Here is a 26,958-nt window from a genome sequence, read left to right as displayed (position 1 = left end):
TGCTGCCATGAAAGCTCCGAAGGAGCGGACGCACGCGCTCGAATCTGCGTTGGACGCCGCCCGCTGGGCGCCGTCCGTGCACAACACTCAACCATGGTCGTTCTCCCTGTCCGGGGGGGAGATCGGCCTGCGGGCCGACACGGAACGGACGCTGGCCGTGAGCGACAGCGAAGGCAGGGAGCTGCTGATCAGCTGCGGGGCGGCGCTGTTCACGATGTGCACGACGCTGCGCTGTGAAGGCTACGAGCCGATCGTGACGATCCTGCCCGATCCGGACCGGCCATCTCTGCTGGCCACGGTCAAGGCCGGGAACGAGACGAAGGCCGACGAAGAGACCTGGGTTCTCGGAGGGGAGATCGAGCGGCGGCGTACTCACCGCGCGGGGTTCGCCAGCCCCAAGGTGCCGGGCCGACTGATCGATTCCCTCATAAGGGCCGCCAGGGAGGAGGGCGCGAAACTCACCGTGGTCGACCTCCCCGCAGCGGTGGAGGTGATCGCCGCGCTCACCCGGGCCGCGCAGGGCGTGCAAGCTCAAGACCGGCGGTTCACCCTGGAAATGATCCGTTGGAGCCGGCGACCGGGCAGCAGCCGCAGGGACGGAGTGCCCGCCGAGGCATACCCGGGCCAGGCTCTGCCCACGCATCCCGAGTTCGCCCAGCGCGATTACGCCTGGCAGCAAGGCTGGGGCCACGACGCCGATCAGAGTGGGTCCGCCACGACCGGTGTCGTGGCCCTGCTGACCACACCGGGCGACAGCAGGCAGGAGTGGATCGCCGCGGGTCAGGCCCTCCAGCACATTCTCCTGCGAGCCGCTGCACACGGGGTCAGCGCCGCCTTCCACACACAGGCGCTGGAGATGTATCACCTGCGCGAGTTCCTGCGGCTGGAGCTGTGCTCGGGCGAGTATCCGCAGATGATCATGCGGCTCGGTGTCACCTTCGATGAAACCGAGTCGGTCCGTCGTCCGGTGACCGATCTGATGGATTGAACATGTCACGAGTGGTGCGCGGCATTCTGGAACTCAAGGCCCTTTGACCCTGGCGAGCGGCAGACCTCCGATCTGAACTGGAAGAGGAGGTGGTCATGTTCGCGACGACCAAGGAGACACATGCCGCCGTGGTGTTCTTGCTCGGTGAGCATGCTTACAAGCTGAAGAAGCCCGTGAACCTCGGCTTCCTCGATTTCAGTACCCTGCGCGCCAGACAGGCGGCCTGCCGCCAGGAGGTGGAGCTCAACCGGAGGCTCGCGCCCGATGTCTACGAAGGCGTGGCCGATGTGACCGGCCCGGACGGCGAGGTGTGTGAGCATCTCGTCGTGATGCGCCGCATGCCCGACGAGCGCCGCCTGGCCACCATGGTCCGAGAGGGGAGGCCGGTCGACGAGCACGTGCGGGCGATCGCCCGGCAGCTCGCCGGATTGCACGCCAAGGCCCCTCACGGCCCGCAGATCGGCCAGGAGGGCGGGTCGCAGGCGCTGCGCACCCGCTGGACGGCCGGTTTCGAACAGGTACGCAGTCTGCCCGATGCCACGATCGAGCCTCGGACCCTGGACGAGATCGAACATCTCACACTACGGTTCCTGGCCGGCAGGGAGTCTCTTTTCGAGGCGCGCATCGCCGAAAGGCGCATCGTCGACGGTCACGGCGACCTCTTGGCCGAGGACATCTTCTGCTTGGACAACGGGCCGCGGATCCTGGACTGCCTGGAGTTCGACGAGCGCCTGCGCTTCCTCGACGGGCTCGACGACGCCGCCTTCCTCGCCATGGATCTGGAACGGCTCGGCGCCCCGCGGCTGGCCGAGCTGTTCCTCCGTCGGTATGTGGAATTCAGCGGAGATCCGGCGCCGACGGCGCTGTGGCATCACTACGTTGCCTACCGCGCCTTCGTCCGCGTCAAGGTGGCCTGTCTGCGTCACTGGCAGGGTGACGTGGACGCCGGCTGGGAGGCGCGGCCATTGGCCGAGCTCGCGCTACACCACCTGCGGGCGGGAGCGGTAACTCTGGTGCTGGTCGGCGGCCCGCCGGGGGGCGGGAAGTCGACACTCGGCGGCGCGCTGGCCGACCGGCTCGGCTACACGCTGTTGCGCTACGATCGCATCCGCGCGGAACTGGCCGGGCTCGACAGGAACGCGCATGCCCAGTCGGGGACCTCCTCTTCCGAGGACATCGCACGCGCGTACGTCGAGCTGCTCTCACGCGCCGAGCGGCTGCTCGGACAGGGAGAATCGGTCGTCCTGGACGCGTCTTGGGGAAATGCGCGGTATCGGGCGATGGCCGCGGACGTGGCTGATCAGACCTTGAGTAACCTTGTCGCGCTACGGTGCGCCGTCATGCCGCAAATCGCGGCTGCCCGGCTCACCGCCCGGGAACGCACGCTCTCCGATGCGGACGAGACCGTTGACGACGCCACGGCACTGTGGGCCGGGGCGCTCGAAATCGACACGGGAACTCTTCCGGAGCAGGCGCTGGCACGTGCGCTGGCCGCGGTCCATCCGCCCGAGCTGGACGTGTCCTGGCATTTCCAGAGACCTCGGATGGAACCTGATTGATGCGTTGGCAGCTACGTCTGCCGCCGGCGCCGCCAGGCTTTGTCCGCGCAAGCCCAGCCGGTGTCCCACTCCTTGTAACGGTTCCGGTCCATCCGCCACCGGAGACCCGCGAGGGTGGCCAGCGTCAGCATGGTGGTCAGCAGCACGATCAAGAGGCCCGTCGCCACGCCCCTCATTCGGAGCACCTCCAGGTCCAGAGGCGATGAGGCGGGCGCTCCGGAAGCATCGATCCACACCGGGACCACGGAGCCGGCCTTGGCGAGCGCGGGCGCCGGCACCTGACCGCTCCGCGCCTGACCCTCCGGAGTCGTCCATCGTGCCAGTGCCACCTGCTCGGCCACCGGGACCTTCGTGAGAGACACGCGGGCGACCGGAACGTCCTCCAACAGCGTTGCCATGACCTGCCGGGAAGAACCGGCGCCGACGCGCTCGTCCTGCAGCGCGCTCTCGTACGCCAGCCGCCCGACCAGGACGGCCGGCCAGACACTGGCCAGCACCAGGAATAATGCCACCAGAACGAACGCGGACTCCAGCCGGTCCGAACGGCGACGCAGGGGATTGCGGTCCAGCCGGTACAGGCGTATACGCAGCGTCACCGGGTTGATCGAGGTCTTCATCGGACACCTCCTTGGGATCACTGTGCGAGGCGGCGGCGATCCATGGCAGAGCCGTACGGCTCAGTAGGGGCGGGACTTTCGTCCCACGCGCGGGTTCGGCTGGTGCGTCGGTGCAGGTCGAATTGCAGTGATCTTGTATAACGGACCCGACGCCACCGTGTCCGCGCAGTCCCGGGCGAACGACGGGCGTCGGCCCGGGCGGGACGCTCCTCGAATCCGCTCGTGGCTGCGTCCGTCGACAGGACGGACTAGGCGTCGTCCTCGTCCCAGCTCAGCTCGTCCCGCACGTCTACCACGCCGTTGACCCGTGTGATGGAGTGTGCGATGAGCGCGGCGTCGGTGTGGGCCCGGGTACGGCCGCTCAGGGTGATGACGCCGTCCTTGACGGTCGGCCTGACCATGGTGGTGTCCACCCAGGCGAGATGGTTGAGGTCGTTCTGGATCTCGCGGAGAAGGTCGTCATCCGGGCGGACGAACACCTTGATCAGGTCGCGGCGACCGACGATGCCCACAAGGCGGCCCTGGATGTCGACCGCAGGTAGGCAGGTGACGCCGCGCTCATCCATGAGCCGCATCGCGTTCACCACGGCCAGTTGCGGCCTGACGGTGATCGCGGGCGTGGTCATCAGCTCGGCCGCCGTGCGTGCGTACATCTTCTCCATCGCCCGGCCGCCGCCCGGCGACAGATGCCACCGGAGTCGGGCTCGCATCGGCGGCTGGTAGCCCTCCCGCGTGTACTGTTCTTTGAACTCCTCCTTGGGTATCAGATCCGCCTCGGACACGACCCCGATCACTCGATTGCCGTCGTCGACCACGGGCACCGCGCTCACTCCACGTGCGACGAGCGTTTCCGCGATCTCTTTGAACGACGCGTCCGCAGTGACGAAGGCCGCGTTCTCAGTCATGATCTCGTTCACGGTGATACGCATAACTCCTCCTGACGTCAGGGACCGGCCGGTTCCGCCTCGTGGCCGAGTTCTTCATCGCACGTACGTTTGGAGTGCCCCAGGCCTGATCGACATGCCCCGAGGTCGTCACCAGCCCATGCCTGGCATGTCCCACGAGCCGGTGCCGAACCAGTCGCTCAGGTAGCGCTGCATCTGGAACATCTCGGAGTGCTGGGTGTCACGCACACTGGCCGCGAACGCCCTGACCTCCTCATGTTCCGCTTGCCTCCGCATCAGCAACTGTTGGGACATCATCACCGCCACCATGTGGTGAGGAATCATGTCCTGCAAGAACGCCTTGTCCAGTGCATCTCCCGACAGCTTGGACAGATCCCGCATCATCGGCCGGTAGTCGACCGCCGTCGAGCGTCCCGGGTGCCAGGCGGCCAGCCACTTCTTCATGGAGGCGATCTCGGCGGATTGGGCCTTCACGATCGAGGCGCCCAGCGTCCGCAATTCCGCCCGGTTCGAGCGCTGGAGTTGCCCGGCTGCGGTGACGGCCTCCTGGTGGTGGGCCACCATCTCGGCCAGGTAGTCGAACTCGCTTCCGACGTGAATATCGTGCATCCGGCTCATTGGCCGCATGTCACTCATCGGGCCGTAGAGTCGTCCGTTCTGATGCCATCCGGTGGCCTGCGGTGGTTGAGCATTGCCAGCGGCGACGGCGACGCCGGTCACTGCGGCGGTGACGAGCACCGACCCGGCGGCGATCCCTGCGATCATCGACCGTCTCATCTCGGCCTCCTTGATTCCTTGACCGCTGATGTGGGTCTCATGTTCCAGCCTGAACCGCCCAGGCCGGCGAGGGCAGAGTCGCCCGACATCTGAGGCCGGGACCAACAGCACCCATGGTCAGGACCAATGTCATCTCGACCGTGCCTCTGGCGCCGGCACGTCGCGCCGGTAGTGCGTTCGGCGGATCGGGGAAGCGGCATCGGATGTGGTCGGGAACGCGGTATCTGTCACCTCGGCACAGATCTTCGGGCTGGTCCAGCCCGTCGAACCCCTAGTAGGGAAGGACGCGCCCGGATGGGGTACGGCGATCGATGCCCGGCCGAGGGCGCGCCGGTCTGGGGCGTGCCGCTATACGAATCGCACGCATTTCGATCAGCTCCTTCGCGGGTTGTTCGTCGTGGTGTTCACCATCCCATGTGGTTGCGTGCTGGGTGAGGTGCGGAAGTCCCACATGCGGAGGGCTGTTGGGCTCTGCTCATGCATGCCCGAGCAGGACTTTGGGCCTGTACCGGACAACGAACGGTGAGCATGCTCGGTAGCGGCGGAACGGAACCAGCGTCGTAGACGAAACGGACGAGTGCGATCTGCGTGGTGAGGTCAAGAGCGCCGGCCAGGCAAGGGAGGAGGTCGGTGTTTGTCGACCTTGCCGGTCAACCAGAGGGTCGAGCCTCCGCGGTGGCGTTCGCATCAGTCTGCTCTGGGCCGGACCGGCTCAGAACAGGACGCTCTCGTCCGGAACGGGGACGACCGCGTGCCAGCCGAGCTCATCGCGGATGCGATCCCGTAACGCGGTGGCCGCGTCCGGCTCACCGTGGACGACGTAGGCGATCTCCGGAGCTCGGCGGGCGGTGCTCAGCCAGGCGATGGTCTCATCGGCGTCGGAGTGCACAGAGAACCCCGGCAGGTTCACGATCTCGGCTCGTACGGGCACGTAGTGTCCGTGGATCTTGAGTGCGGTGGCGCCGTCGAGGAGGCTTCGTGAGCGCGTTCCGAGCGCGGCGAAGCCAACGATGATCACGGTCATGCGCGGATCCGGCAGCAGGTAGCGCAGATGGTGCAGGACGCGGCCGCCGCTGGCCATGCCGGAGGCAGAAATGATGATCGATGGTTGATCCGGTTCGTTGACGCTCATCGACTCCTCAACCGTCCGCAGCTCACGCAGCCACTCGGGGTCGAGCACGTCACGGGTGAGCCAGGGGCGCAACTCCGGAGAGCCAGAGGAGATGGCCTCCAGGTATACGTTCCGGGCAGCCAACCCCATGGGGCTGTCCACATAGACCGGCACGTCCGGGATCAGTTCCAGCAGTCGCAGCTCGCGAAGCCGGTAGATGATGACCTCGGTACGGTCCACGGCGAAAGCGGGAATGAGCACCGAACCGCCGCGCCGCACTGTCCGGTTGATGGCCTCGGCCATGCGCTCCAGCGTGTCGACGTCGTCGTGGTGTCGGTTGCCGTACGTCGACTCGACGAGCACGGCGTCGGCTCCTTGGAACGGGGCAGGGGGTTGGAGAAGGGGGTGAGCTGGGCGCCCCAGGTCGCCGGTGTGGACGAGCGTGGCCGCGCCAGGCAGGGTGATCTCGCTCCAGGAGGAGCCGAGGATGTGCCCGGCCCGGTGCAGGTGCAGTCTGATGCCGCACAGGTCGGCAGGCTGCTCGTGCTCGACGGGGACGAACAGCTCCAGGGCCTTCTCGACGTCCTTCTCGTCATATAGCGGTAGAGCCGGTCGATGCTTGGACCAGCCGTAGGCATTGGCGTGCTCGGCCTCGTCGGCCATCAGTTTCGCGCTGTCCCGCAGCACGATTGCCGCCAGCCGTGCTGTGTGGGGTGTGGTGTAGACCGTCCCGTTGAAGCCCTGCCGCACCAGCGCGGGCAGGTAACCGCAGTGATCGAGGTGTGCATGGCTGAGCACGACCGCCGATAGCGACGACGCCGGGACCGGGAACGTCGCCCAGTTCCGGCGCCGCAGCTTCCGCCGGCCCTGGAACAGACCGCAGTCGAGCAGCATGCGATCCCCGCCGGGCAGGTCGAGCAGGAACTTGCTGCCGGTCACCGTGCCGACGCCGCCGAGGAGGGTCAGCCGGGGCGACCTCATGCCGCTCATCGTCGTCATGCGGAGTCGTCCTGCTTCCACAGAAGCTCGTCGATCACATCGACCACACCGTCGACGCGGGTGGTCATTCGCACGGCGATCGCAACCTCGCTGCGGCGGTCCATCCAACCGCTCAACGTCACGACCCCCCCCGTCGGACCTGGACCATGACGCCCGAGGTCTCCATCCACAGAGAGCGCTCCAGTACGTCCTCGCGGATCTCGCGGGCGATGTCGGAGTCAGGGCGGACGAACACCTTGATCAGGTCGCGTCGGCTCACGACGCCCTGCAGCGTGCCGTCGTCAGCGACGACGATCAGGCGTTTGACACCATGCTCGTCCATCTGGCGGGCGGCCATCACTGCCGAGGCTGTGTCGGGAACGGTCACGGCGGGTGCGGTCATCAACTGAGCGGCCGTGTCCCCGGCGGCCTTGCGCCGGGACGCAGACCCGTCCTCGGATAGGCGGTGACGCAGCCGGGCGCGCAGCGGCGGCTTGTAGCCCTCTGCGTAGTAGCGCTCGCGGAACTCCTCCTTGCACAGCAGATCCGCTTCGGAGACCACGCCGATGACGTGATCGTCGTCGACCACCGGTACGGCGCTTACGCCGTACCGGATGAGCGTGTCGGCGACGTCCTTGAACGGGGTGTCGCCGGCGACAGAGACGACCTCTGTGCTCATGACATCTTTGACTGTGACTCGCATCGTGGCTCCTCCTTCGAAGACTGCTGCCTTCATCGCATCGCGGATGTGTTTTCTCAGGCAGGGGCGGAAGTCCCACGCCGTCGAGCCGTTCGTCAGGTGCGCTCGGCCAGGAGTTCGGCCACGGGCCGGCGCGGGGCGCGAGACACGGTCGGGGCGTAGCCGAGCCGCATGATCATCTGTGGGTGACCGCGGCGATGATGCGGGTCGCTACGACGCCGCATGTCGCGCAGGTCGAGCGGCTGGTTGAGGAACGACGCCGAGACCTCGTGCTTGGCCGCTACCAGCAGCACTCGTTCCAGCGCCTGCCCGGCACGCAGCCAGTCCATCGGCTCGTCCCCGGCGGTGGTGAGCACCGCGAGCTGGGGGCGCGGCTCGAAACGTGCGCTCCCCGAACGGCGGCCGAAGTCACGGACTGGATCCACGACACCGGTGGCCAACGGTCCGTGCACGTAGGAGGGCACGCCGTGCCCGCTTGTCCAGGCCGCCAGTTCGGCCACGTATGCGGTGTCGCGGGCCAGCTCGTCCTGGGCAATGGCGGCATAGTCCAGCAGGTCGGCGGCCGAACGTCGGTCCAGCAGGATGAGCCTGGCGTGCTCCAGCGCGGCCGCGGTGCGCATTTCGTGCAGCACGTGCGCCGGGATCAGCCGCTCGTCATACGGTCTCCGGTTGGTACGCCGGACTGGGATGAGCTCGTACAGCTCCCGCGCCTCGGCCGTCGGCAGCTCATGTGCGCCGAGGTCGACGGCGGCCAGCAGGTCCGGCGCCTTCTCAGGATCGGGTAGCAACCGCGCGACCGGCCTGCGTCCGGCGGCGCGGGCCGCGATGCGCAGGTTGAACAGCGCGGCGCCGCAGCTGACGTGCAGGGATCGTCCGCGCGGGTCGCTCACCGGCAGCCAGCGGTTCCAGTCGGCCAGCAACTCGATCACGTCGTCGCCGCCCACCTTGAACCGCCACGGCTGGGTGTTGTGCACCGAAGGCGCCTGTCCGGCTGCCACGAGCAGCCGTTTGACCGCGAGATCGATGGTGTGGTGTGCAGTGGTCATGACGCACCTCCCAAGACCGACTCTGGCCCGCCTAGGCCCGCACGATCAGGGGCGAACGTCCTGCCGAAGGTCCCGCGAGCCGGGACCCACGTGCGTGTTTCACGATGCCCGCCGACACCATCGCACCGGCCAGTCCGATCAGCAGCCACGGGATGCGGCGCAGGAACCGACGGCGTACAGACCTCTCGGCAACGGTCTTGGCCTTGAGGCTGCCGCTCAGACGAGCCAGGTCCTCGTCCTGATCCACGCCGGGCAACACAACGGGAGGATCACGGTCGGCCAGCTCCGAGAGGGGAGTGCCGTGCGGGGCCGCGAGCAGGCGCTCGATGTCGAGCATGCCGTATAGGTGGCCTTGCGTGTCCAGGATCGGAGGCACTGTCGTATTGTTCGCCGAGCATGCGCTCGCGCGCCTGTCCCGCGCTGACGTCGGGAGGGAAGGCCGGAACTCCGGTGACGATGTGTTCGACGGCGGCGGTAGGCATGGCGCCATGATGCCGGATCGCAAGACACCCGTCGGGGATGCTTCGTCCAGGCGCTCCAGCCGCTGGCGGAGCGTGGAAAATGGATAAAGAGAAGAAAGCCCCTGCTGTTAGGGAAGATCTGCTCTGATCTCCCTGCCGTGCGGGAACGACGATCGAAACATGCGGCAGCTCAGTGCGCTGGACGCGCAGTTCCTCAACTTCGAGACCGCCACCAACGTCGCGAACGTCGGCGGGTTGGCAATCCTCGAAGAGTGCCTGTCCAAAGAGGAGATCCTGGGCAGGCTGTCCGAGCAGATGGCCGCGGTGCCGCAGTTACGGCACCGCCTGGTTCACGTGCCTTTCGGTCTCGATCACCCGTACTGGGCCGACGATGGTGAGGTCGACCTGGAGTATCACGTTCGGGAGCTCGCCCTGCCGCCACCCGGTGACGATGCGCAGCTGGGTGAGCAGGTGGCCCGCCTGCATGAGCGACGGCTGGACCGAGGACGTCCGCTCTGGGAGATGTATTTGATCCACGGTCTGGCCGAAGGCCGGTGCGCCATCTACACCAAGCTCCACCATGCCGCCGTCGACGGGCTGACCGGGGCCGAAGTGCTCGCTGCGCTCATGGACCCCGTCCCAGCGGCTGTCCCATATGAGCTGGAACTGCCGCCAGAACCGTGGCGAATGCTGGTCAGAAGCGTCCAGCACCTCGCGGCGACTCCCAAGCACCTGCTGAGGCTCGCTGGCGAGGCCCTGCCAATGCTGGACCAGCTTCCCGGCGTCTCCCGGCTACCCGGCGCGAGCCGTCTGTCGCGGCTGCTGCGGCGCAGGCCGTTAAGCGGACTGCCGGATTTCGCCGCTCCGCGCACTCCTCTGAGTGGCCCCGTTTCGACCCACCGCCGCTATGCCTTCACCGAGCTGCCGTTGGAGGACGTCAAACGGATCAAGAATGCCTTCGGTGTGACGGTGAACGATGTCGTGATGACGCTGGCGGCTTCGGCGATGCGTCGCTGGCTCCCGGCACATGAGGCTTTGCCGGAGGCTCCCTTGGTTGCGGGTGTACCGTTCTCCCTGCGCGGGCGAACCGGCACCAACGACGGTAACCAGGTCACCATCATGATCACACAGTTGCCCACGCAGGTAGGCAACGTTCGACGCCAGCTGGAACTCGTGAGCGAGGCGATGCGGCAGATCAAGGAACGCTTCGCTCTGACGCCGGTGGGCTGGCTGGGGGACCTGAGCGGGAGCCTTCCCGCCGCGCTGAACGGTCTGGCGGATCGCGCCGCGTTCGATCTGGTTCGCGCCACCCATCAATGTGATCGTGTCCAACGTTCCTGGTCCGCAGGCTCCGCTGCGCATCGCGGGGGTCAAGCTGCTCGCGCACCACCCCGTGTCCGTGGTCACCGATGTGAGCGGCGCCCTCAACATCACGGCCTTCTCCTACAACGGCCGCCTCGATGTCGGGATCATCGCCTGCTGGGAGCGAGTTCCCGATGTGTGGGCCTTCTCCGGCTATTTGCGCGAGGCTCTGGACGAGCTCAAGCTGGAGTCCTCGCGCCCAAAGCGCGGTTCCATTGATCACCGTCATACGTCACTCGCTCGCACGGCCGGCGAGCCACCGCAGGCAATGCGCGGGGACGCGGTACGGGTGCAGTTGGGCCCCGATGCCTGCTCCAGCTGAGGCGCCGTCACGACATCGACTTCCCCACAGACCGTGACCTTCGCCGTGCCATTCTCCGCGTGCCCGGAAAGCTTGGAGGACCGTCTGCACAGGCCCGGACGAGCAGGCTCCTCGTTCATCTCCTCCTTCAGCCGAGTCCGTATGAGGAGGGACGAATCCGCTCCGCGCCGTCGGGCTGCCGATTGCCGCAGTTGAGCCAGAGGTTCCCATTGACCTCCAAAAGCTGACGGATCTCCCGGGACCACGCCCGCTATCGATCATCGTGGACGGATAGATCGGGTACGGGCGAGGGCTGGACGGGCCGTGGCGACCGGGACGGGTGCAGGATCCGGTCGAGGCGGACGGCGGCGTAGCCGAGGACCGATAGTGCGCTGACGGTGAGCAGGTCGCTCAGGGCCAGCGGTTCGGTGCTGAGCAGCTCTTGGAGCGGTGGGAGGTAAAGTCCGGCAAGTTGCAGGACGAGCGCACCGGCGACGGCGAGCAGCAGCATGGGGTTGGCCAGCGTGCCTGGCCGGGTGCGGGAGCCGAGAGCGACGCCGAGTTGGGTGGCGCCGAGGGCGAAGAAGGCCATGCTCTGCCAGGGGCGGCCGGTCTGGTGGGCCCAGACGGCCACTCCGAGCGTGACGGCGGTGAGGACGACGGCGATGCGGATCAGGCGCTGCCACAGCCCTGCGCCCAGGATGCTCTGGCTGGGTGGCCGTGGTGGGGTGGTCATGGCTCCTGGTATGGCGGGCTCGCCACCGAGGGCCACGCCGGGCAGTCCGTGCGTGAGCAGGTTGATCCACAGGATCTGGGCGGGGAGCAGGGGGAGCGCGAGGCCGGCGAAGGGCCCCAGCAACATCACCGCGATCTCGGCTGCTCCGCCGGACAGGCCGTAGACCAGGAAGCGGCGGATGTTGGCGTAGACCCGGCGGCCCTCCTCGACGGCCGCGACGACGGTGTCCAGGTTGTCATCGGCGAGCACGAGGTCTGCTGCCTGGCGGGCGACCTCGGTGCCACGTTTGCCCATGGCCACACCGATGTCGGCGCGTCGGAGCGCTGGGCCGTCGTTGACGCCGTCACCGGTCATAGCGAGTGTTTGTCCGTCGGAGCGGAGGTCTTGGATGATCTGCAGCTTCTGCTCGGGCGTGGCCCGGGCGTACACGCTGGCCTTGGTTTGATCGGGCGTCCCAGGATCCCGGAGATCCACGACCGGATCGTCGGCGGCGATGATGCCCAGATCGGTGGCGACGGCCCGAGCGGTGCCCGGATGATCGCCGGTGATGAGGAGCGGCCTGATACCGGCCTGCTTGCAGGCGGCGATCGCGGTGGCCGCGGCGGGACGCGGCGGGTCCTGGATCGCGATCAGCCCGAGCAATGACAACCCGCTCTCTGGCGCTGCCTCCGGAACGGTGTCCAGATCGAGGCTCGCGACGGCTAGGACCCGGTACCCTGCCTGGGCGAGTTGCTCGGCGCGCGCGGCGGCGCGGGCCAGCAGCACCGGGTCGTCGGCCAGGACAGGCTGCCGGAGCAGCACTTCGGGCGCGCCCTTGCAGATCACCCGGCAATGTCCGTCGGGGAGGTGATGTACGGTGCTCATCCGTTTGCGTTCGCTGTCGAAGGGGCGTTCGGCCACCCGTGGGTAGCGCTCTTGCAGTTGCTTGCGGTCCAGGCCGAGCTTGGCGGCGGCGGTGAGTAGAGCCGTCTCGGTGGGATCGCCCAGCGCCGTCCACTCCCCGTCGGGCTCCTGCGGCGGCGACAATCTCGCGTCGTTGCACAGCACGGTTGCCACCAGCAGGCCGGTTAGGCTCGTGCTGCCGAGGGAGTCGTCGCGCACGATCTGGCCGTCGGGTGCGTATCCGGATCCGGTGACCGTGGCCTCTCCCGTCGGAGTCCAGAGGCGCCTGGCGACCATCCGGCCCTCGGTGAGGGTGCCGGTCTTGTCGGTGGCGAGCACGGTCACCGCGCCGAGGGTTTCCACGGCGGGCAGCGTGCGGACGAGCGCCTTGCGCGCGGCCATCCGGCGAGCCCCCAAGGCCAGGCTCAGGGTCACGACCGCGGGCAGCGACTCGGGTACGGCCGCGACCACCAGGCTGATCGCAGTCACTACCATCAGTTCGACCGGTTGCCCGTGGACCAATCCCAGCGCCAGCACCAGCGCGGACAGCGCAACCGCGACGCCGGCCAACAAGCGGCCGACCCCCACCAGGCGCCGCTGCAATGGCGTCAGGCCGGCCCCCTTGACCATCATGGACGCGATCCGGCCGCTCGCGCTCGCCGCCCCCACGGCGGTGACCGCTGCCCGGCCACGGCCCCGTACCACGACGGTGCCGGAGGAGACCGGGTCGTCGTCGGCCTTGTCCACCGGCACCGACTCTCCCGTCAAGGACGACTCGTCCACGAGCAGTGCCGCTGACTCCACCACGGTGGCGTCGGCGACGATGATGTCGCCTTCGGCCAGCACCAGCAGGTCTCCCACGACGACATCGGCCGCCGGAAGCTGCGTCTGGGAGCCGTCGCGGATCACGCGCGCTACTGGCGCCGTGAGCTGTGACAACGCCGTGATGGCCCGGTCGGCGCGCACCTCCTGCGCGACCCCGACCGAGGTGTTGACGACGATCACGAGCATGATCACGGCGGTGTCGGTCCAGTCGCCCGTGGCGACGGTCAACGCCGCCGCCACGAGCAGGACGATGATCAGCGGATCGCGAAGCTGGGTGGCGACTCGCCGCCACAGTGGGATGGGCGGCTTCTGCGGGAGCAGGTTTGGGCCATCCCGCTCCAGGCGCACCGCCGCCTCCGCAGACGATAGTCCGGAGGGTATGAGAATCACCGAGTTCCTCCTTGATCCGCAGCCCTCCGGTGGGCAGGCGCGCCGTATCTTCCCGCCTACCTGTTTTCGCAGCTGACGAACTTCCGAACCAGAAGCGAAGGTCCTCTTGGGTAAGGCCGAATGGCAGGTGCATCGCAACTGTTGGCCATCTCCAGCGGAGTCAGAGGACGCAGCCGTCCTGCTGATTCACAACGCCCAATGCCCGGCGCATTCAGCGTGCTGAGCTACCGCGTGTCTCCATCTCAGGGGTCAGATCCAGCCGTGCCCTGCCTTGCTGTGCCTCACTCGTCAGGTCAGCGATGCCCCCCTTCAAGATCGTCTTTCGAAGGCTGGGGTAGCCGCATGCTCATCCGCACTGTGGTGCCGTCGGGGCTGGCGGTGAAGACGGCGCTGTCGGTGAGACGGCGCATCAGCCAGATACCCCTGCCGCCTGGGGAGGCAGACGGGGGTAACCGGACCTGAATGAGTGCTTGCGCCGAGATTCCAGGCCCGGAGTCCTTGATCTCGCACAACAGGTGGCCGTCCTCTCGCCAGAGGTTGAGCCTGCCCCGCCCACCGCCATGCTCCACCGCGTTGACCACGCACTCGTTGACCGCCACAAGAAAATCCATGAGCCGCTCTCCCACCATGCCCTGCTCGTGTGCCTTGCCGAGGAGGTCGTGGCGCGTGCGTGTCAGGCAGTGCTCGTCGAAGTTCGTGGTGAGCAGCGTTTCCATGTCCTTACTATTGGCGACCTACCGTCCGCCGGGCAGAGGCCGAAAGTCCCCACTGAGCAGGCGAAGTGCTCTGGATTCGGTTCATGTCATCCCCTGGGCCATGCTGGCCAGCCGGTTGGCTCAGCGCCATTTGTTGTCGTTGTCGTACCAGCCGAGGACCTTTGACCAGGTCCTCGCTCGCCTGGGTGAGGGCGGAGTCGAACACGCAGGATGAGGTGGTCGAGCCGCTCATCTATGAATATCTCCGGCAATGGGCCGCGCTAGCCGAAGGCAGCCTCTCGAGGGCCTTCGGCCCCTCCTTCACCTGGGCGTCTCCGTCTTCGAGGGAGAAAGTACGTGTCGGATGGTGGCCATCAGCCACAGCGCGATGGTGGCGTAGAACAGCAGGGCCAGAGCCAGCTCGCTGCCTGCGATCAGGACGAGCCCGCCCGTGATGAGGGCGATGCTGCCTAAAGCGCTCGCCAGGTGCAGGTACGGCCCTCCTCTGCCCATGTACTCCTCGCCGACCGAGCTCAGCGCGCACCCACCCACTATGCCGAGCAGCAGAATGGCGCCCGCGGCGCCGCGCACGCTGTCGATGAAGGGCACATCCACGCCTTGGGTAAAGGCGACGTAGATGGCGATGTTCGTCCCCGCAACCACTGTCGCCAGAGCGTCCTTCCAGGTCAGCCTCATCGCTGTCATCTCCTTTCGCATCGAGGCTCCACCCGGCCGACTCGTGCGGCCAGTGCCGTTGGTCCCGCTGTCCGCGGACTTTCGCCGCTGTACCACAGTGCTCTCCGGCGGCGACGATGAGCGTGTTCGCTTCAAAGAGGGAGGGCATCATGATGGGTGGGCGGAGGCTCATGGAGTCGCCGGCGCTCGACGCTGAGCTGCTGGCCTTGAAGAAGCGAGTCTCTGATCTGGAAGAGCAGGTCCGTTCTCTGACCGCGGCGAACTTGGCGCTGGTACGGACGGTGGAGAACCTGCACCGGACCTCGGCCGGCCTGGCACCCAGCGTCTAGCACTTCACCGCGAGCCAGCCGCGGGTGACTCGGCCCGCCCCTCAGATGATCGCGCCAGGCGGGCCGATGCCCACCAGGCGCCTGTCTGGTGCTGGAAGCGATCGCGTCATGATGCCGGGATTGGGGAACAGCGCCGCGAGGCTCTTACCTCACCGCCCGGCCCGCTCCAGCTCACCTGACACCAGCGGCCCCGCGTCCCGATGACGTAGAAGCTCTACGTCGGCGCCACCTGGTGGCTGGACTGCTTCTCAGGTCGGCCCGATCAGGACGCCGCCACCTGCTCACGCGTCAGATGCCGAACACGTGCCGCTCTTCGACGGCCGGGGGGTGATGCACCTTGGCGCGGCGCATCAGCTCCCAGGTCATCGACGGCGACTTGTTCGGCTTGACCTCCCCCAGCACCCGGCTCATCGCCCGGCGGCCAGCGTTTCGACGGTCATGACTCCCCATTCGCGCGCGGTCGTACCACCGCGACCGGGCAGCCCACGTGATGCAGCACGCCGTGGCTGACCGAGCCCAGCATCGCCGAGGTGAAACCGCCCAGCCCACGCGAGCCCACCACGACCAGGTCGGCCGTCCGGGCCGCGTCCATCAGCCCTTTGACCGGGTGCTCGCACGGCTGCTCGTCGGTGATGACGAGATCGGGGTTGCTCTCGCGCCAGGGAGTCACGCGCTCTCGCGCCACGTGGGCCTCCTGCCGCATGACGTCCTCGATCAGACTGCTGTACGTGACCGCGTACGGGGAGAACACCGGTACCTGCCATGCGGAAACCACGTGCAGTTGCGCTCCTCGGGCCCTGGCCTGCTCGACCGCGTAGGCCATGGCCGCCTCGGAGTGCCCGGAGCCGTCGTAGCCCACCACGACCCTGCCATGCCACAGCGCGCTGGGAGCGCGGACGACGATGACCGGTGCGGCGGCGTGCCCGGCCACGGCCATGCTGACCGAGCCGAGCACCATCCCGGCGAACCCGCCGAGCCCTCTGCTGCCCACCACCAGGGTGTCCGCCGAATTCGACTCCGCGATCAGATCATCGATCACGTTGCCCTTGAGCATCTCCGTCGTCACCTCGACGCCTCTGGTGAGCTCCCGCGCTCGATCGGCGGCGGCCTCCAGCGCACGGGTGCAGTACTCCGTACTCTCGCTGTGCGGCCATTGCTCGCACACGTGTACGATCCGCACGGCCAGATCACGCCTCTGTGCGTCGGCCGCGGCCCACTCAACCGCCGCGGTCGCCGGTGCGGACCCGTCCACACCGACCACGATGTGACCAGCCATCACGCCTCGCTTTCACAGGTCGGATCTCTCACACCCACCTTCGCGACCACGAACCCGCCGCACTCGGGGACGAAGTCCCGAATGGGAGTGACATTGGTCCTCAACCCCAAGGGGGCAATCGGATGCAGCGCCGGGTGCACCGCACATGCCATTACGAGGTGTGCAGGTCGAGCATGAAGGCCGTGGCCAGTGCCGGGGTGTGTACGGCCAGGCAGTGGTGCAGTGACACAGGCGTGGGTGTTGTCGGCCCGGCCACCGCCGACGGCGCATATTCCAGCCTACGACCGACGGAGGTAGGCGAAGCCGGGCTGGGTCGTCGGGACGTACCGGTAGCGAGACCCGCCGGTGACGCCGCCCCACTCGAACGTGACGGCACCACTCACTGGTTGTGCTGGGGCCCTGCGCGGTCGGCTTCGGGAACACGTCGGTGTCGCGCGGTTCCTAGGCGTGGCCGCGGCTTCCGGCCGTGTCCCGCCTTCTGCGAATCGGTTTGAGCTCGTCGAGGGCCGCGCGAAGGTAGCCGGAGAATGCCCCTGCATCGGGCACCAGCTTTCGGCATGCGGTGATCCCGACGTTGAGGCGGCCGTTGTAGGAGAAGGCTGTGATGTTCAGGCCGCCGCTCACATCGGTGACCGCGGACACCGGGTAGTGCGACAGCAGCCTGACCCCGGCGATCCGCAACGGGGACTGCGGCCCGGGGATGTTGGAAACGATCACGTTGATGGGTGGCGCGGTCCGGCCCACCAGATCGAGCGCGGCGCGGTCGGCCAGGCCGTTCAGCGCGGCGGGCAGGCTCTCGCTCAGGTCCCGCAGCAAGCGGGCCGGCGTCAGGGCGAACCGTTCCTTGATCTGCCGCATCGCCTCGCTCACGGCTTCGAGCCGCTGACGGGCATCCGCCACCTGCGTGGGCAGCTGCGCGATCATGATGCTGACCTGGTTGCCCTCATCCGTGCCCACCTGTCTGCGCACGGAGAACGGCACACCCGCGACAAGGGGAACCTCCGGCAACGCCTTGTGCTCCATCAGCCAGCGCCGCAACGCGGAGGCCGCCAGCGCCATCACGACGTCGTTCACCGTGACGCCGAAGGCGTTCTTCACACGCTTGACGTCCGTCAACGACAGCTCGACGAAGGCATAGCGGCGACGGGACGAGACCGGACCGCTCAGCGGGGTATGCGGAGCGGCGAAATCCGGCAGCTCGGGCAGGGCCTCGCGGCGCATCAGCCGCGACAGGCCTCTCGCGCCGGGCAGCCGTGAGAAGAAGGGGAGCTGGTCCAGCACCGGCAGCGCCTCACCCGCGAACCTCAGCAGGTGCGCGGGGTTGGCGGCGAGGTGCCAGGCGCTCCTGGCCAGCATGCGCCACAGCCCTGGAGCGGCCTCCGGCTCGCCCGCGACCGTCCCGGGGGTGGGGTCCATGAGCGCGGCCAGCACCTCGGCTCCGGTCAGCCCGTCGACGGCGGCGTGGTGGACCTTGGTGTAAAGGGCGCACCGGCCGCCGGCCAGGCCGTGGATCACGTACATCTCCCACAGCGGGCGGGTCCGGTCCAGCCGCCGCGCGTGCAGCCGGGCCACCCGCCCGGCCAGCTGCTTGTCGCCGCCGGGAGGCGTGAGTGTGAGCTCCCGGACGTGATGGTCCAGGTCGACCTCGTCGCTGTCGGCCCAGTACGGGTGGTCGAGACCGAGAGGTACGCAGACCAGCCGTCGCCGTAGCTGCGGCACCCCTGCCATCCGCTCTGCCAGTCTGTCGAGGATCTTCTCCTTCGGCAGGTCCCTGGCCAGCACGCTGAGCCCGCCGACGTTGGCCACGTTGGTGGCGGTCTCGAAGTTGAGGAACTGCGCGTCCAGCGCGCTGAGCTGCCGCATGCTTCTATCTCAGCTAGCTCGCCGCACGGATGGCGACCGGCGGCGAGACGACCGATCCGTTCACTGCCGCACCACGGCCACGGCACATCGGGCGTGGTGCAGCACCCCGTGACTGACCGAACCCAGCAGCGCCGAACGGATCCCGCCGCGCCCGTGCGAGCCGACGACCACGAGCGCGGCCTGCGCCGACGCCGCCACCAGGGCGTCGACCGGGTGGGCGCGCCGCACGTCCTCGACCACCACGACCTGCGGGTGCGCCTCCCGGAACCGGGCGATCCTGGCGGCGACGGCCTGGTTGGCGGCCGCCGTGACGTCGTCGGGGTCGTAGTTGACCTGCGGGGCGTACAGCTGCACCGGCGGCTGCCAGGCGTGGACCGCGCGCAGCGTGCTGGCGCGCAGCTCGGCCTGGCGGAAGGCGAACTCCAGCGCGGGCTCGCACTCCGGCGAGTCGTCCACGCCGACCACCACCTCACCACGCACGGACTCCTGCTCCGGCCGCACCACGACCACCGGGCAGTGCGCCTGACCGGCCACGTGCAAGCTCACCGACCCGAGCAGGGCCCCCTCGAACCCGCCCAGCCCTCGGCTGCCGATGACGATCTCGGTCGCGTCCTTGGCCTGCTCACGCAGCGCCACCGCCGCGGGCCCCTCGACGATCTCCGTCGACACCTCGACATCGAGCTGACGCTCGCCCGCCTGCTCGGCTGCCTCGTTCACCAGGTCCTGCGCCATCCGCGCCAGCAGCTCTGGCTCGGGAGAAGCGTGAAACCTCGAGAACCGGTACGGATCCTGATTCACGGCGTGCACGATGCGCAGCGGCTCGTGCCTGCGCTTTGCGTCATCCACCGCCCAAGCCACTGCGGCGCGGGCCGCGTCCGACCCGTCAACACCTGCAACGATCATGTCAGCCTCCCTTTCTCCCATGGCACACCGTGTGGCTGCGCCGCCCAAGGGCCATAGGTCCCTGGGCGGACATGCCCAACGACCTGATCGACCAAGTCGTCCAGACCTCACCGCGACGGGGAGACACTCTTCGGATGACCTGCGGCCGGGCACCATGGCGTCATATCCGTCGCCGAGTTCGGGTACTGACATCGCACGTGGCGAGGTCATGGCGGGGCCGGGATCGTCGAAAAGCCGGGACGGAACGCCACAGGCCTCGTCTGTTGTCCCGGAGAGACATGTCCCCACGGTCACAACGCTCTACACCATGGGTTTTGGGTAATACACCCGTGTCCAAGCCCATCCCGATCACTAGGCAGCCTCACTGACATGGGGGTTAACGGATCGTGTCAGATCTGTACGCCTCGGAGAAGGAACAGGTCCGGGAGCGAATAGGTACGGCCATCGAGCAAGACGGCGATGTGATCGAGGAGCGCTTTCCTTTCGGTTCCCAGGGGCGATTCGCGAAGGTTGTCACGGCGCGGGTCAGTGGTCGCTCAGCAGCTTATGAGAGGCCCCTCCGCTACCCCTAAACCCTTGGTTTGCGAGCAGCAACGGTGCGGTCGCGCGTCCGCCTGTCCTGCCGTGCAGGGACCACTGCAAGCTCCACTGTCTGGATCAGAGATGTCCCTTCGGCGTGATTCTCAGTCCATGACCTCGGATAGGGAGCGGCGGACCGAGGACTTCTCATCGAAGGTGATGCCGAGTCGCATGACCATCTGGGGGTATTCGTCCGAGCAGAGTTCGCGTCGCAAGAGCTCACGTAGCAGACACATCTCCAGCGCCTGAGTGTGGAAGGCCGCACTGACGCCGTGAGCGGCGGCGTGCAGCAGGACGTGCTGCAACGCTTGCCCGGTGTCGATCCACTCTTGGCGGCTGTCACCCGGCGTGGTGAGCAGCGCCACGATCCCGACGGAGGTTGCCGTTCGTTGGTCGGCCTGGCTGCCCCAATCATGCCGCCAGGAGTAGTCCCGCTGGGGAAAGTCCGGGTCGGTACGTACCGTCTGACGTGGATAACCCTCCGCGGGTACGCCATCCTTGCGCAGACTGCCCGGTGGCTGCGCCCAGCGGATCACCTCCAGGCTGAAGCGGCGGTCCTGCGCCTGAATACCCTGAGCGGCCTGAGTGAGCGCGGCGATTACCCGGACCGCCTCCGGGGAGCGGACGGGGGTCAGCGTGGCGCCCTCCTCCGCGGCGGCGCGGATCAGCCGTTCGATCAGCCTGTCCGGCACCGGCACATCGGCGAAGCCGGCGCGGTGGGTACGGCGACGTTCGATCTGCGCGCCCAGAGTCCTGATGGATTCGTCGGCGTCCATTCGGGCACCTGGCCGGAGCGTGGCGAGCAACGATGGTCGGTCCGGGTCCGGCAAGGTTCGTACGATCGGCTCGATGCCCTCGCACCGCATGGCTGTACGCATGGTGAAGAGCGCCGCGCCGCAACCGATAACCAACTCGCGGCCCGCGACGTCGCTGACACGCAGCTTCCTGTCGGTGTCGGCGCGCAGGCTGATCTCCTGCTCCGATATGGAGAAGGCCCAGGGCTGCGCGTTGTGGATGGACGGCGCCCAGCGTGCGGCCTCTACCGCGGTGTCGATTGCGTGTTTCGCCGAAAGGATTGTCATGACTCCCACCTCCGCGGGACCCTGCATCCAGGGCATCACGCGGTAGGTGCGCCGATCAGGGCCGAAGGTCCCCCTTACCAGGGTCTTCGGCCTCTTTGACGCAGAGGGGCGTGGTCGGGGATTCTCCACTCCTGCAAGTCTTTCAGGTGAACCGTGGGGCGCTTCAGCCCTGATCATCTCAACCTAGCCTGCGAGTACTTCTCCCGCAGCCAGAGGGCGATCCCACCCGCCGGGCCGTGGTGGCCTTCGAGGCCGACGAGTTCGATCCGGAGCTGCGTACCGGCTGATCTGTCACCGCGGTGGGGCACGCGAGGGCCGTGACCGACCCGGACGAGATGGACCGCCTGGCGACGTTACCCCTGGGCACCGGGCAGCCGGGACTACTACATCGTGGTCGATGCCGAGCAGGTGTCCGGCCGCCGGATCCCCGCCTGACAGATCGACGAACGGTTGTTCCTGGCGGAGAAGGCGTCAAGAACGACGTCTCCAACGTGCTGGCTGAGCTCAACATGCAGCCGCCGCACCCAGGCTGCCGCGTTGGCCGCCAGGTTACGGGTCGACCGCCGTCAATGATCGATGGTTTACGCGTCTGACAGCCTCGCCCGTAGTTGCCTCCCTGTCATGGCTGATCCCGCCGTCGTTGACCGGGACCCGTTCCACCGATGTACGACTCGAACCCGGCCGCCAACATCTGTGTCAGCATGTCGATGGCCAGGTTCGGCGGGGCCTGGCATCCGCGAAGCCGGCTACATCCCGGATGGGACGATGAGGAGGTCATCCTTCTCGAAGGTCACTGCGGACCTGACGTCGACGACGCCCTCCACCATGCGGATCAGCTCCGTCAGCCCGATGGCCTGGGACTTCCACTCGACCACGCCGCTGATCGTCACCACCCCTTGCTCGATCTTGATGGTGAACTCTTCGGGACGGGGTAGCACAGCTCTGATATCCGTCTCCAGCGCCTCGGTCGGGCGGGTGAAGACCCGCAACACATCACGCTGGTGCAGCGTACCGATGATCCTTCGGGTGACCGCGTCGATCACGGGCAGTTGCTTGATGCGCTTGGCGTGCATCAACTGGGCCGCCTCACGAACAGAGGTGCCCGGCGTGACGGTGATCGCCGGCGTGGTCATCAACTGGACCGCCTTCACCCCCGCCGCCTTCTCGTGCTCTCGCTTCCGCTTGCGGGACTCGAAGATCGACACGTTGTGACCTGCCGTATCGGCCTCTTTGAGCAGCAGGTCGTCCTCGGAGACCACGCCTACCGGCCGCCGGTCGGCGTCGATCACGGTCACCGCGCCCACCGCGAACCGCTGCATGGCGTCCACGATCTCGGAGAACGACGCATCCTCCCGGACGGCGATGGCCACCCGCCCCATGACGTTCCTGACTTCGATCGACATGACGGTCCTCCTCACGTTCCCCTTCTCACGCTCTTCCACCGGCGGCCGGCCCTGCAGTGGCGAATGTCCCCCATGCCGGGGACCAAGGTCCTGACGGCAATTGCTATGCGCGGACCACCGCTAGCGGGCAGTGGGCGTGGTGCAGGACGCCCCGGCTGACCGAGCCGAGCAGCATCGAGCCCAGGGCTCCTCGCCCATGCGAACCCACCACAAGCAGGTCCGCGCGTTCGGAGGCGTCGGTGAGCGCGTTGACCGGATGCGCGGACTGGACGTCCTCCAGCACCTTCACCTCCGGGTAGTCCTCGCTGAAGATCGCCACCCGATCGCGGACGACCTGGTGCTGCGCCGTGCGGACCTCGTCCACGTCGTAGCTGCTGATCTCCGGGGCGAAGGCGTGCACCGGCAGCTGCCAGGCATGTACCACCCGCAGCGCGCTGCCGCGGAGCTTCGCCTGCTCGAAGGCGTAGGCGAGCGCGGGCTCGCATTCCGCTGAGTCGTCGACCCCGGCCACGACCTCGCCGTGCATCGGCCGGTGTCCCTCGGGCACCACCACGACGGGGCAGTGCACGTGGCCTGCCACGTGCATGCTGACGGAGCCGAGCAGGGCACCGGCGAACCCGCCCAGCCCGCGACTGCCGACCACGATCTCGGCGGCGCCCTCGGCCTGCTCGCGCAGGACCGCGGCGGGCGAACCCTCCACGTCCTGGCTCGTGACCTCGACCGTGGGCTGTCGCTCGTGGACGAGCGCCTCTGCCTCGCGCAGGATCCGGCGTCCCTCACGCAGCAGCACGTCCGGCAGGGCGGCGTTGGGGTACCTGCCGATCTGGTACGGCAAGAGGTCCACCGCGTGCACGATCCGCAGCGGCATCCGCATGCGGAAGGCGTCGTCGGCCGCCCATTCGACCGCGGCCCGCGAGGTCACGGAGCCGTCCACGCCTACGATGATCATGATGTGCCTCCTTCGCCACACCCATAGGACCGCGCTCGTCCTCATCCGCAGCAGGGCCGAAGGTCGGTCACCCAAGGACCGAAGGACCCTGTCGGCCGGCGTGACCGATGGCTAGCTTCATGACCTGACCAGGGAGGGCACGCTCATGACAGGTAACGACGACTTCGGACGTCGCATCAGCTACCGTCCCGACCATCTCGGCCCTGGACCCGCCGCGGCCGAACCGACCTTGGGTCCTTGAGCCCGAGGAGTGCCTGCGACTGCTCGCAACCGGCGACATCGGCCGAGTGGCGTTCAACGGGCCGGACGGACCCACGGTGCTGCCCGTGAACTACAGGCTCCACGACGGCGCCATCGTTTTCCGCACCGCTCACGGCGGTCCCATGGACCAGGACCTGTGCACTGGTCTGGAAGGGGTGGAAATCAAGATCGGCTTCCAGGTCGACCGGGCCGACGAAGCCCAGCGGGAGGGCTGGAGTGCCCTCATCCAGGGCCCCGCCGCCACAGCGGGATGGGTGGTCTAGCGGGCAGCAGGTTCGGACCGTCCCGCTCCAGCCGCGCGGCGGCCTCCGCCGACGACAGCCCCGATCGGGACTGGACCAGCGGTTCGCTCATCTCCTACTCTTTCCCCGCTCGTAGGACGCTTTTCCTCATCCTCGCTAGCCATGGACGTGCGATCAGGGTCGAAGGTCCCGCGGACCAGCCCTGGTGACCTCTTCGCCCCGGCCGCCGGACTTATGCCATTGGGGACGAGTCAGCCGCGGCTTTACCTTCGACGGTGTCCCTGCTGGGCAGCCGGGGAGCGCGATCCATCGACAGCATGAGGTGACGACCGTCCTGCCGGATAGCCGGATGGCCGGGTGCCGACGTACAACCCCGGGTTGCCCCGCCCTGCGTATGGGCCATGCTTTGCATCCGGCCTGCATGCTTCCCGTGGTTTTGCCAGGATGACCGTTATCGACCGCCTGGCCAGGTAAGCCGTCTCACCATGGCCGTAGGCATCCGCACCAGGTGAGGGAGGTCGAGATGATCCCCTTGTCCGCACGCGCACTCATCACCAGCGCGTTCACCATCGCACTGTGCGTGCCCATGGGTGCTGGGTGCGCCGCTTCCGCCTCACCGGTGGGTCCGCCCGCCGACACGGTGGACCCGCCGAGCCCGCAAACCCAGAAAGATCTCGAGCAGTCGATGCACGGTGAGGCGTTCGCCAACGCCTCCTACCGCCTCTACGCGGCCCAGGCCGAGCGGGAGAATCTGCCGTCGGTGGCGCGCCTGTTCGAGCGCACCGCCGATGTGGAACTGGGCGAGCACTTCAAGGAAGAAGCCGCGCTGCGCGGCCTGGTCGGCAGCGACGCCGCGAACTTGCGTGCGGCGATGGCCGGGGAGAGGTACGAGTCCCAGAAGATGTATCCCGGCTTCGCGCAGCAGGCCAAGGCCGGCGGCGACAGCCGGGCGGCCGCCCGCTTCTCCGAGATCGCCGGTGACGAAGGCATGCACGCGCGAGCGTTCGGCGCCGCGCTGCGCGCCGCCGAATCTGGCCAGGGCAGCGTGCCGGTGCCGCCGAAGGCCGAGGCGGTGCAGGTCCCGCAAGGCGCGCCTGAGGTCCGCGCGCAGCAGACGAAGACCGACCTGGACACGGCCCTGCACGGTGAGGTGCTCGCGTATGCCAAGTACCAGCAGTACGCCGAGCACACCAAGGATCCGGCCGTGGCGAAGCTGTTCCACGGCAACGCCGATGTGGAGCTGCACGAGCACTTCGCTGACGAGGCCAAGCTGGCCGGGCTGGTCGGGAGCACGCATGACAACCTGATCAAGGCCATCGCCGGCGAGCGGTATGAATCCCAGACCATGTACCCAACGTTCGCCAAGCGCGCCAAGGCGGCGGGTGACAGCCAGGTGGCCGAACGCTTCTCGCACAACGCCGAAGACGAGGCCGGACACGCCCGCGCCTCCCAGCAGGCGCTGGATGGGCTGTCCTGAGCAGCCTCCTGGCACGGGTTCACCTGCGAGAAGGTGACCAAGGCCCCCGGCCGATCGATGCCAGACGCCATGGCCGCCGGTGTCGCCTGCGGCCATCGGCACTCCTCGTCAGTCGCGATCGCCGGCGCTTGGCGCCGGGCCAGACAGGAGGTGGACATGTTCTTCGGCCTGCCTTTGCACCCGCTGGTCGTCCACGCCGCCGTCGTGTGCGTGCCGCTCGCGGCGCTCGGCACCATCTTGATGGCGTTCTGGCCTGCTGCAGCGCGGCGATTGTGGCCGGCGGTGCTGTTCGTCGCCACGATCGCGCTGATCGCCGTGCCGGTGTCGATCAGCAGTGGTGAGACGTTGATGGACAAGGTCGGAGAGAACGCACTCATCGAAGCCCATGAGGAGCAGGGCGAGCAGGTCCTGCCGTTCGCCATCGTGCTCTGGCTGGCCGCGCTGGGCATCTCCCTGGCAACCCGCCTCACCGGACACACCCCGCGCTCACATCACGAAAGCACCGCGCCGCGGCCGCGGTGGCACGCCGCCATGTTGATCGTCTTTGCTGTCCTCGCCCTGGTCGGCGGCGGGGGAGGCACCGTCGTCATAGTACGGGCGGGCCATAGCGGAGCCCAGACCGTCTGGACCAGGTGACGTTCCGCGCCCGCGCCGAGATTCGGGCACCCCGTGTTCCCGGCCTCGACGAGAACTAGAGCTGGCGATGCCAACGGGACGCTTGCCCTGGTCAACAGGGTCACATGGCCCTGGCCTGCCGGGCCGGCCACGTCCGGGTCGGCCCGACAGGAGCGAGAGGCTGGCACGAAACGTTCGGCGCTAGCGCCGAACGCGAGCGCATCGACCCTGGCGACCGCGGCGGCGGTGATCGGCATCGCTGGCGCCGCGGCGGACACCACGCCGCTGTCGGCCCTCATTACGGAGCCGACCCCCTCACCGGCCGGGGCCCCAGAGGGCCGTGCGGCTGGATGCACGACATGTACTCAGTGACGAGCCTGACTATCCGACCCACATGGTGGCCCACCACCAGGAAGCCGTCGCCGCAGCGCGGCAACTTCAGCGCCCGAACCGGCCCCAGATGCGCGACCTGGGCATCTCGATCGTCACGACGCGAAACGCCGAGATCGCCACCATGAAGAACTGGCTGGCCAAGTGGTATCCGGGGCGCCCGGCGGCGCGCGAAGCGGTTCGGCATAGCGACGCCTCGCCGCTCCTGCTCAACCTGCCCGCCCCGCGCGCATAACCCTTTGAGGCGTTACGGCAGAGCTCGCCGTAGGCCAAACGCGAAGCTCCATCCTGAGGACTGCACTTTCTCCCGCTCACCTAAGATCCGAACACTGAAGAGCTCCTTAAGGCCATGGGCGGGGCGTCCGGAGAGGGCTGGACAGGGCTTGTGTGGGTAGCGTCCTGGATATGGGCGGCATCGGCCCCGCCTGGGAGATCGTGTACGACGGCCTCGATCTCGGTCGAGAAGGACTGAGGGAGGCGTTGTGCACGCTCGGCAACGGCAGGTTCGCCACCCGGGGCGCCACCCCGGACGGCGAGTCGCGCACGCCGGGCACGTACGT

The 26,958-nt window shown here is 67.8% G+C and carries 28 protein-coding genes and 1 pseudogene; 10 read left to right on the top strand and 19 right to left on the bottom strand.

Going from position 1 to position 26,958, the window contains the following annotated elements; genetic code table 11:
* The first annotated feature begins 7 nt into the window (after positions 1-7).
* A complete protein-coding gene (locus ACIHFD_RS57105; protein WP_397374058.1) occupies positions 8-988 on the top strand; it encodes an Acg family FMN-binding oxidoreductase in 981 nt (326 codons plus the stop codon).
* Positions 989-1,083: 95 nt separating this feature from the next.
* Positions 1,084-2,547, top strand: coding sequence for an AAA family ATPase (locus ACIHFD_RS57100; RefSeq protein ID WP_397374057.1), 1,464 nt, complete (start codon positions 1,084-1,086; stop codon positions 2,545-2,547).
* Between the two features lie 11 nt (positions 2,548-2,558).
* Here ACIHFD_RS57100 and ACIHFD_RS57095 read toward each other — a convergent pair whose 3' ends face one another.
* From ACIHFD_RS57095 to ACIHFD_RS57060, 8 genes are all read right to left on the bottom strand, one after another.
* The gene (locus ACIHFD_RS57095; protein ID WP_397374056.1) at positions 2,559-3,164 is read right to left on the bottom strand and encodes a hypothetical protein; all 606 of its coding nucleotides are present in this window, start codon (positions 3,162-3,164) and stop codon (positions 2,559-2,561) included.
* A gap of 248 nt (positions 3,165-3,412) precedes the next feature.
* Positions 3,413-4,093, bottom strand: a complete 681-nt coding sequence (locus tag ACIHFD_RS57090; protein WP_397374055.1) for a CBS domain-containing protein — start codon at positions 4,091-4,093, stop codon at positions 3,413-3,415.
* 105 nt (positions 4,094-4,198) lie between these two features.
* Complete coding sequence (locus ACIHFD_RS57085) at positions 4,199-4,846, bottom strand: DUF305 domain-containing protein (protein WP_397374054.1); 648 nt, start codon at positions 4,844-4,846, stop codon at positions 4,199-4,201.
* 712 nt (positions 4,847-5,558) lie between these two features.
* The gene (locus ACIHFD_RS57080) at positions 5,559-6,938 is read right to left on the bottom strand and encodes an MBL fold metallo-hydrolase RNA specificity domain-containing protein (RefSeq protein ID WP_397374053.1); all 1,380 of its coding nucleotides are present in this window, start codon (positions 6,936-6,938) and stop codon (positions 5,559-5,561) included.
* A 14-nt stretch (positions 6,939-6,952) separates the two neighbouring features.
* Positions 6,953-7,060 carry a hypothetical protein gene (locus ACIHFD_RS57075; RefSeq protein ID WP_397374052.1) on the bottom strand — a complete coding sequence of 36 codons (108 nt, stop codon included), beginning with the start codon at positions 7,058-7,060 and terminating at the stop codon, positions 6,953-6,955.
* 14 nt (positions 7,061-7,074) lie between these two features.
* Positions 7,075-7,614 carry a CBS domain-containing protein gene (locus tag ACIHFD_RS57070; RefSeq protein WP_397374051.1) on the bottom strand — a complete coding sequence of 180 codons (540 nt, stop codon included), beginning with the start codon at positions 7,612-7,614 and terminating at the stop codon, positions 7,075-7,077.
* A 116-nt stretch (positions 7,615-7,730) separates the two neighbouring features.
* Positions 7,731-8,681 carry an Acg family FMN-binding oxidoreductase gene (locus ACIHFD_RS57065; protein ID WP_397374050.1) on the bottom strand — a complete coding sequence of 317 codons (951 nt, stop codon included), beginning with the start codon at positions 8,679-8,681 and terminating at the stop codon, positions 7,731-7,733.
* A gap of 31 nt (positions 8,682-8,712) precedes the next feature.
* Entirely contained in the window at positions 8,713-9,018 is a 306-nt protein-coding gene (locus ACIHFD_RS57060; RefSeq protein ID WP_397374049.1) for a hypothetical protein, read from the bottom strand.
* Positions 9,019-9,322: 304 nt separating this feature from the next.
* On the opposite strand from ACIHFD_RS57060, the pseudogene ACIHFD_RS57055 reads away from it, so the two are divergent.
* Together ACIHFD_RS57055 and ACIHFD_RS57050 are read left to right on the top strand one after the other, a co-directional pair.
* Positions 9,323-10,372 (top strand): annotated as a pseudogene (locus tag ACIHFD_RS57055) (wax ester/triacylglycerol synthase family O-acyltransferase); the annotation flags it as partial.
* Between the two features lie 88 nt (positions 10,373-10,460).
* Positions 10,461-10,826 carry a WS/DGAT domain-containing protein gene (locus tag ACIHFD_RS57050; RefSeq protein ID WP_397374048.1) on the top strand — a complete coding sequence of 122 codons (366 nt, stop codon included), beginning with the start codon at positions 10,461-10,463 and terminating at the stop codon, positions 10,824-10,826.
* Between the two features lie 250 nt (positions 10,827-11,076).
* On the opposite strand, the gene ACIHFD_RS57045 is transcribed toward ACIHFD_RS57050, so the two are convergent.
* From ACIHFD_RS57045 to ACIHFD_RS57035, 3 genes are all read right to left on the bottom strand, one after another.
* A complete protein-coding gene (locus tag ACIHFD_RS57045) occupies positions 11,077-13,638 on the bottom strand; it encodes a cation-translocating P-type ATPase (protein ID WP_397374047.1) in 2,562 nt (853 codons plus the stop codon).
* Between the two features lie 293 nt (positions 13,639-13,931).
* Positions 13,932-14,354, bottom strand: a complete 423-nt coding sequence (locus ACIHFD_RS57040) for an ATP-binding protein (RefSeq protein WP_397374046.1) — start codon at positions 14,352-14,354, stop codon at positions 13,932-13,934.
* Between the two features lie 300 nt (positions 14,355-14,654).
* Positions 14,655-15,029 carry a hypothetical protein gene (locus ACIHFD_RS57035; protein WP_397374045.1) on the bottom strand — a complete coding sequence of 125 codons (375 nt, stop codon included), beginning with the start codon at positions 15,027-15,029 and terminating at the stop codon, positions 14,655-14,657.
* Between the two features lie 149 nt (positions 15,030-15,178).
* Here ACIHFD_RS57035 and ACIHFD_RS57030 point away from each other — a divergent pair, with 149 nt between their 5' ends.
* Entirely contained in the window at positions 15,179-15,358 is a 180-nt protein-coding gene (locus ACIHFD_RS57030) for a hypothetical protein (protein ID WP_397374044.1), read from the top strand.
* Positions 15,359-15,646: 288 nt separating this feature from the next.
* Here ACIHFD_RS57030 and ACIHFD_RS57025 read toward each other — a convergent pair whose 3' ends face one another.
* From ACIHFD_RS57025 to ACIHFD_RS56995, 7 genes are all read right to left on the bottom strand, one after another.
* The gene (locus ACIHFD_RS57025; RefSeq protein ID WP_397374043.1) at positions 15,647-15,769 is read right to left on the bottom strand and encodes a hypothetical protein; all 123 of its coding nucleotides are present in this window, start codon (positions 15,767-15,769) and stop codon (positions 15,647-15,649) included.
* Positions 15,770-15,794: 25 nt separating this feature from the next.
* Positions 15,795-16,634, bottom strand: a complete 840-nt coding sequence (locus tag ACIHFD_RS57020) for a universal stress protein (protein WP_397374042.1) — start codon at positions 16,632-16,634, stop codon at positions 15,795-15,797.
* A 441-nt stretch (positions 16,635-17,075) separates the two neighbouring features.
* Positions 17,076-18,497 carry a wax ester/triacylglycerol synthase family O-acyltransferase gene (locus tag ACIHFD_RS57015; protein WP_397374041.1) on the bottom strand — a complete coding sequence of 474 codons (1,422 nt, stop codon included), beginning with the start codon at positions 18,495-18,497 and terminating at the stop codon, positions 17,076-17,078.
* Between the two features lie 60 nt (positions 18,498-18,557).
* Entirely contained in the window at positions 18,558-19,400 is an 843-nt protein-coding gene (locus ACIHFD_RS57010) for a universal stress protein (protein WP_397374040.1), read from the bottom strand.
* A gap of 683 nt (positions 19,401-20,083) precedes the next feature.
* On the bottom strand, positions 20,084-21,061 hold the full coding sequence (locus ACIHFD_RS57005; protein WP_397374039.1) for an Acg family FMN-binding oxidoreductase: 978 nt from the start codon (positions 21,059-21,061) through the stop codon (positions 20,084-20,086).
* A 746-nt stretch (positions 21,062-21,807) separates the two neighbouring features.
* Positions 21,808-22,464: a CBS domain-containing protein gene (locus ACIHFD_RS57000; protein WP_397374038.1), complete on the bottom strand. Its 657-nt coding sequence runs from the start codon at positions 22,462-22,464 to the stop codon at positions 21,808-21,810.
* A 103-nt stretch (positions 22,465-22,567) separates the two neighbouring features.
* A complete protein-coding gene (locus ACIHFD_RS56995; protein WP_397374037.1) occupies positions 22,568-23,413 on the bottom strand; it encodes a universal stress protein in 846 nt (281 codons plus the stop codon).
* 287 nt (positions 23,414-23,700) lie between these two features.
* Between ACIHFD_RS56995 and ACIHFD_RS56990 the strand changes: the two genes are divergently transcribed.
* Positions 23,701-23,937, top strand: a complete 237-nt coding sequence (locus ACIHFD_RS56990) for a pyridoxamine 5'-phosphate oxidase family protein (protein WP_397374036.1) — start codon at positions 23,701-23,703, stop codon at positions 23,935-23,937.
* On the opposite strand, the gene ACIHFD_RS56985 is transcribed toward ACIHFD_RS56990, so the two are convergent.
* Complete coding sequence (locus tag ACIHFD_RS56985) at positions 23,897-24,028, bottom strand: cation-transporting P-type ATPase (protein WP_397374035.1); 132 nt, start codon at positions 24,026-24,028, stop codon at positions 23,897-23,899. The two genes, ACIHFD_RS56990 and ACIHFD_RS56985, sit on opposite strands and share 41 nt — an antisense overlap.
* Positions 24,029-24,424: 396 nt before the next feature.
* Between ACIHFD_RS56985 and ACIHFD_RS56980 the strand changes: the two genes are divergently transcribed.
* The 4 genes from ACIHFD_RS56980 to ACIHFD_RS56965 all read left to right on the top strand — a co-directional run.
* Positions 24,425-25,393, top strand: a complete 969-nt coding sequence (locus ACIHFD_RS56980; protein WP_397374034.1) for a ferritin family protein — start codon at positions 24,425-24,427, stop codon at positions 25,391-25,393.
* Positions 25,394-25,549: 156 nt separating this feature from the next.
* Complete coding sequence (locus tag ACIHFD_RS56975) at positions 25,550-26,029, top strand: hypothetical protein (RefSeq protein ID WP_397374033.1); 480 nt, start codon at positions 25,550-25,552, stop codon at positions 26,027-26,029.
* 319 nt (positions 26,030-26,348) lie between these two features.
* Positions 26,349-26,633: a DUF305 domain-containing protein gene (locus tag ACIHFD_RS56970; protein WP_397374032.1), complete on the top strand. Its 285-nt coding sequence runs from the start codon at positions 26,349-26,351 to the stop codon at positions 26,631-26,633.
* Positions 26,634-26,803: 170 nt separating this feature from the next.
* Positions 26,804-26,958: hypothetical protein (locus ACIHFD_RS56965; RefSeq protein ID WP_397374124.1), on the top strand; the 155-nt coding region annotated here is incomplete at its 3' end.

Source organism: Nonomuraea sp. NPDC051941 (assembly GCF_044593615.1).
The sequence above is the reverse complement of the archived record's forward strand: the minus strand, read 5'-3'. Positions and strand labels throughout refer to the sequence as shown.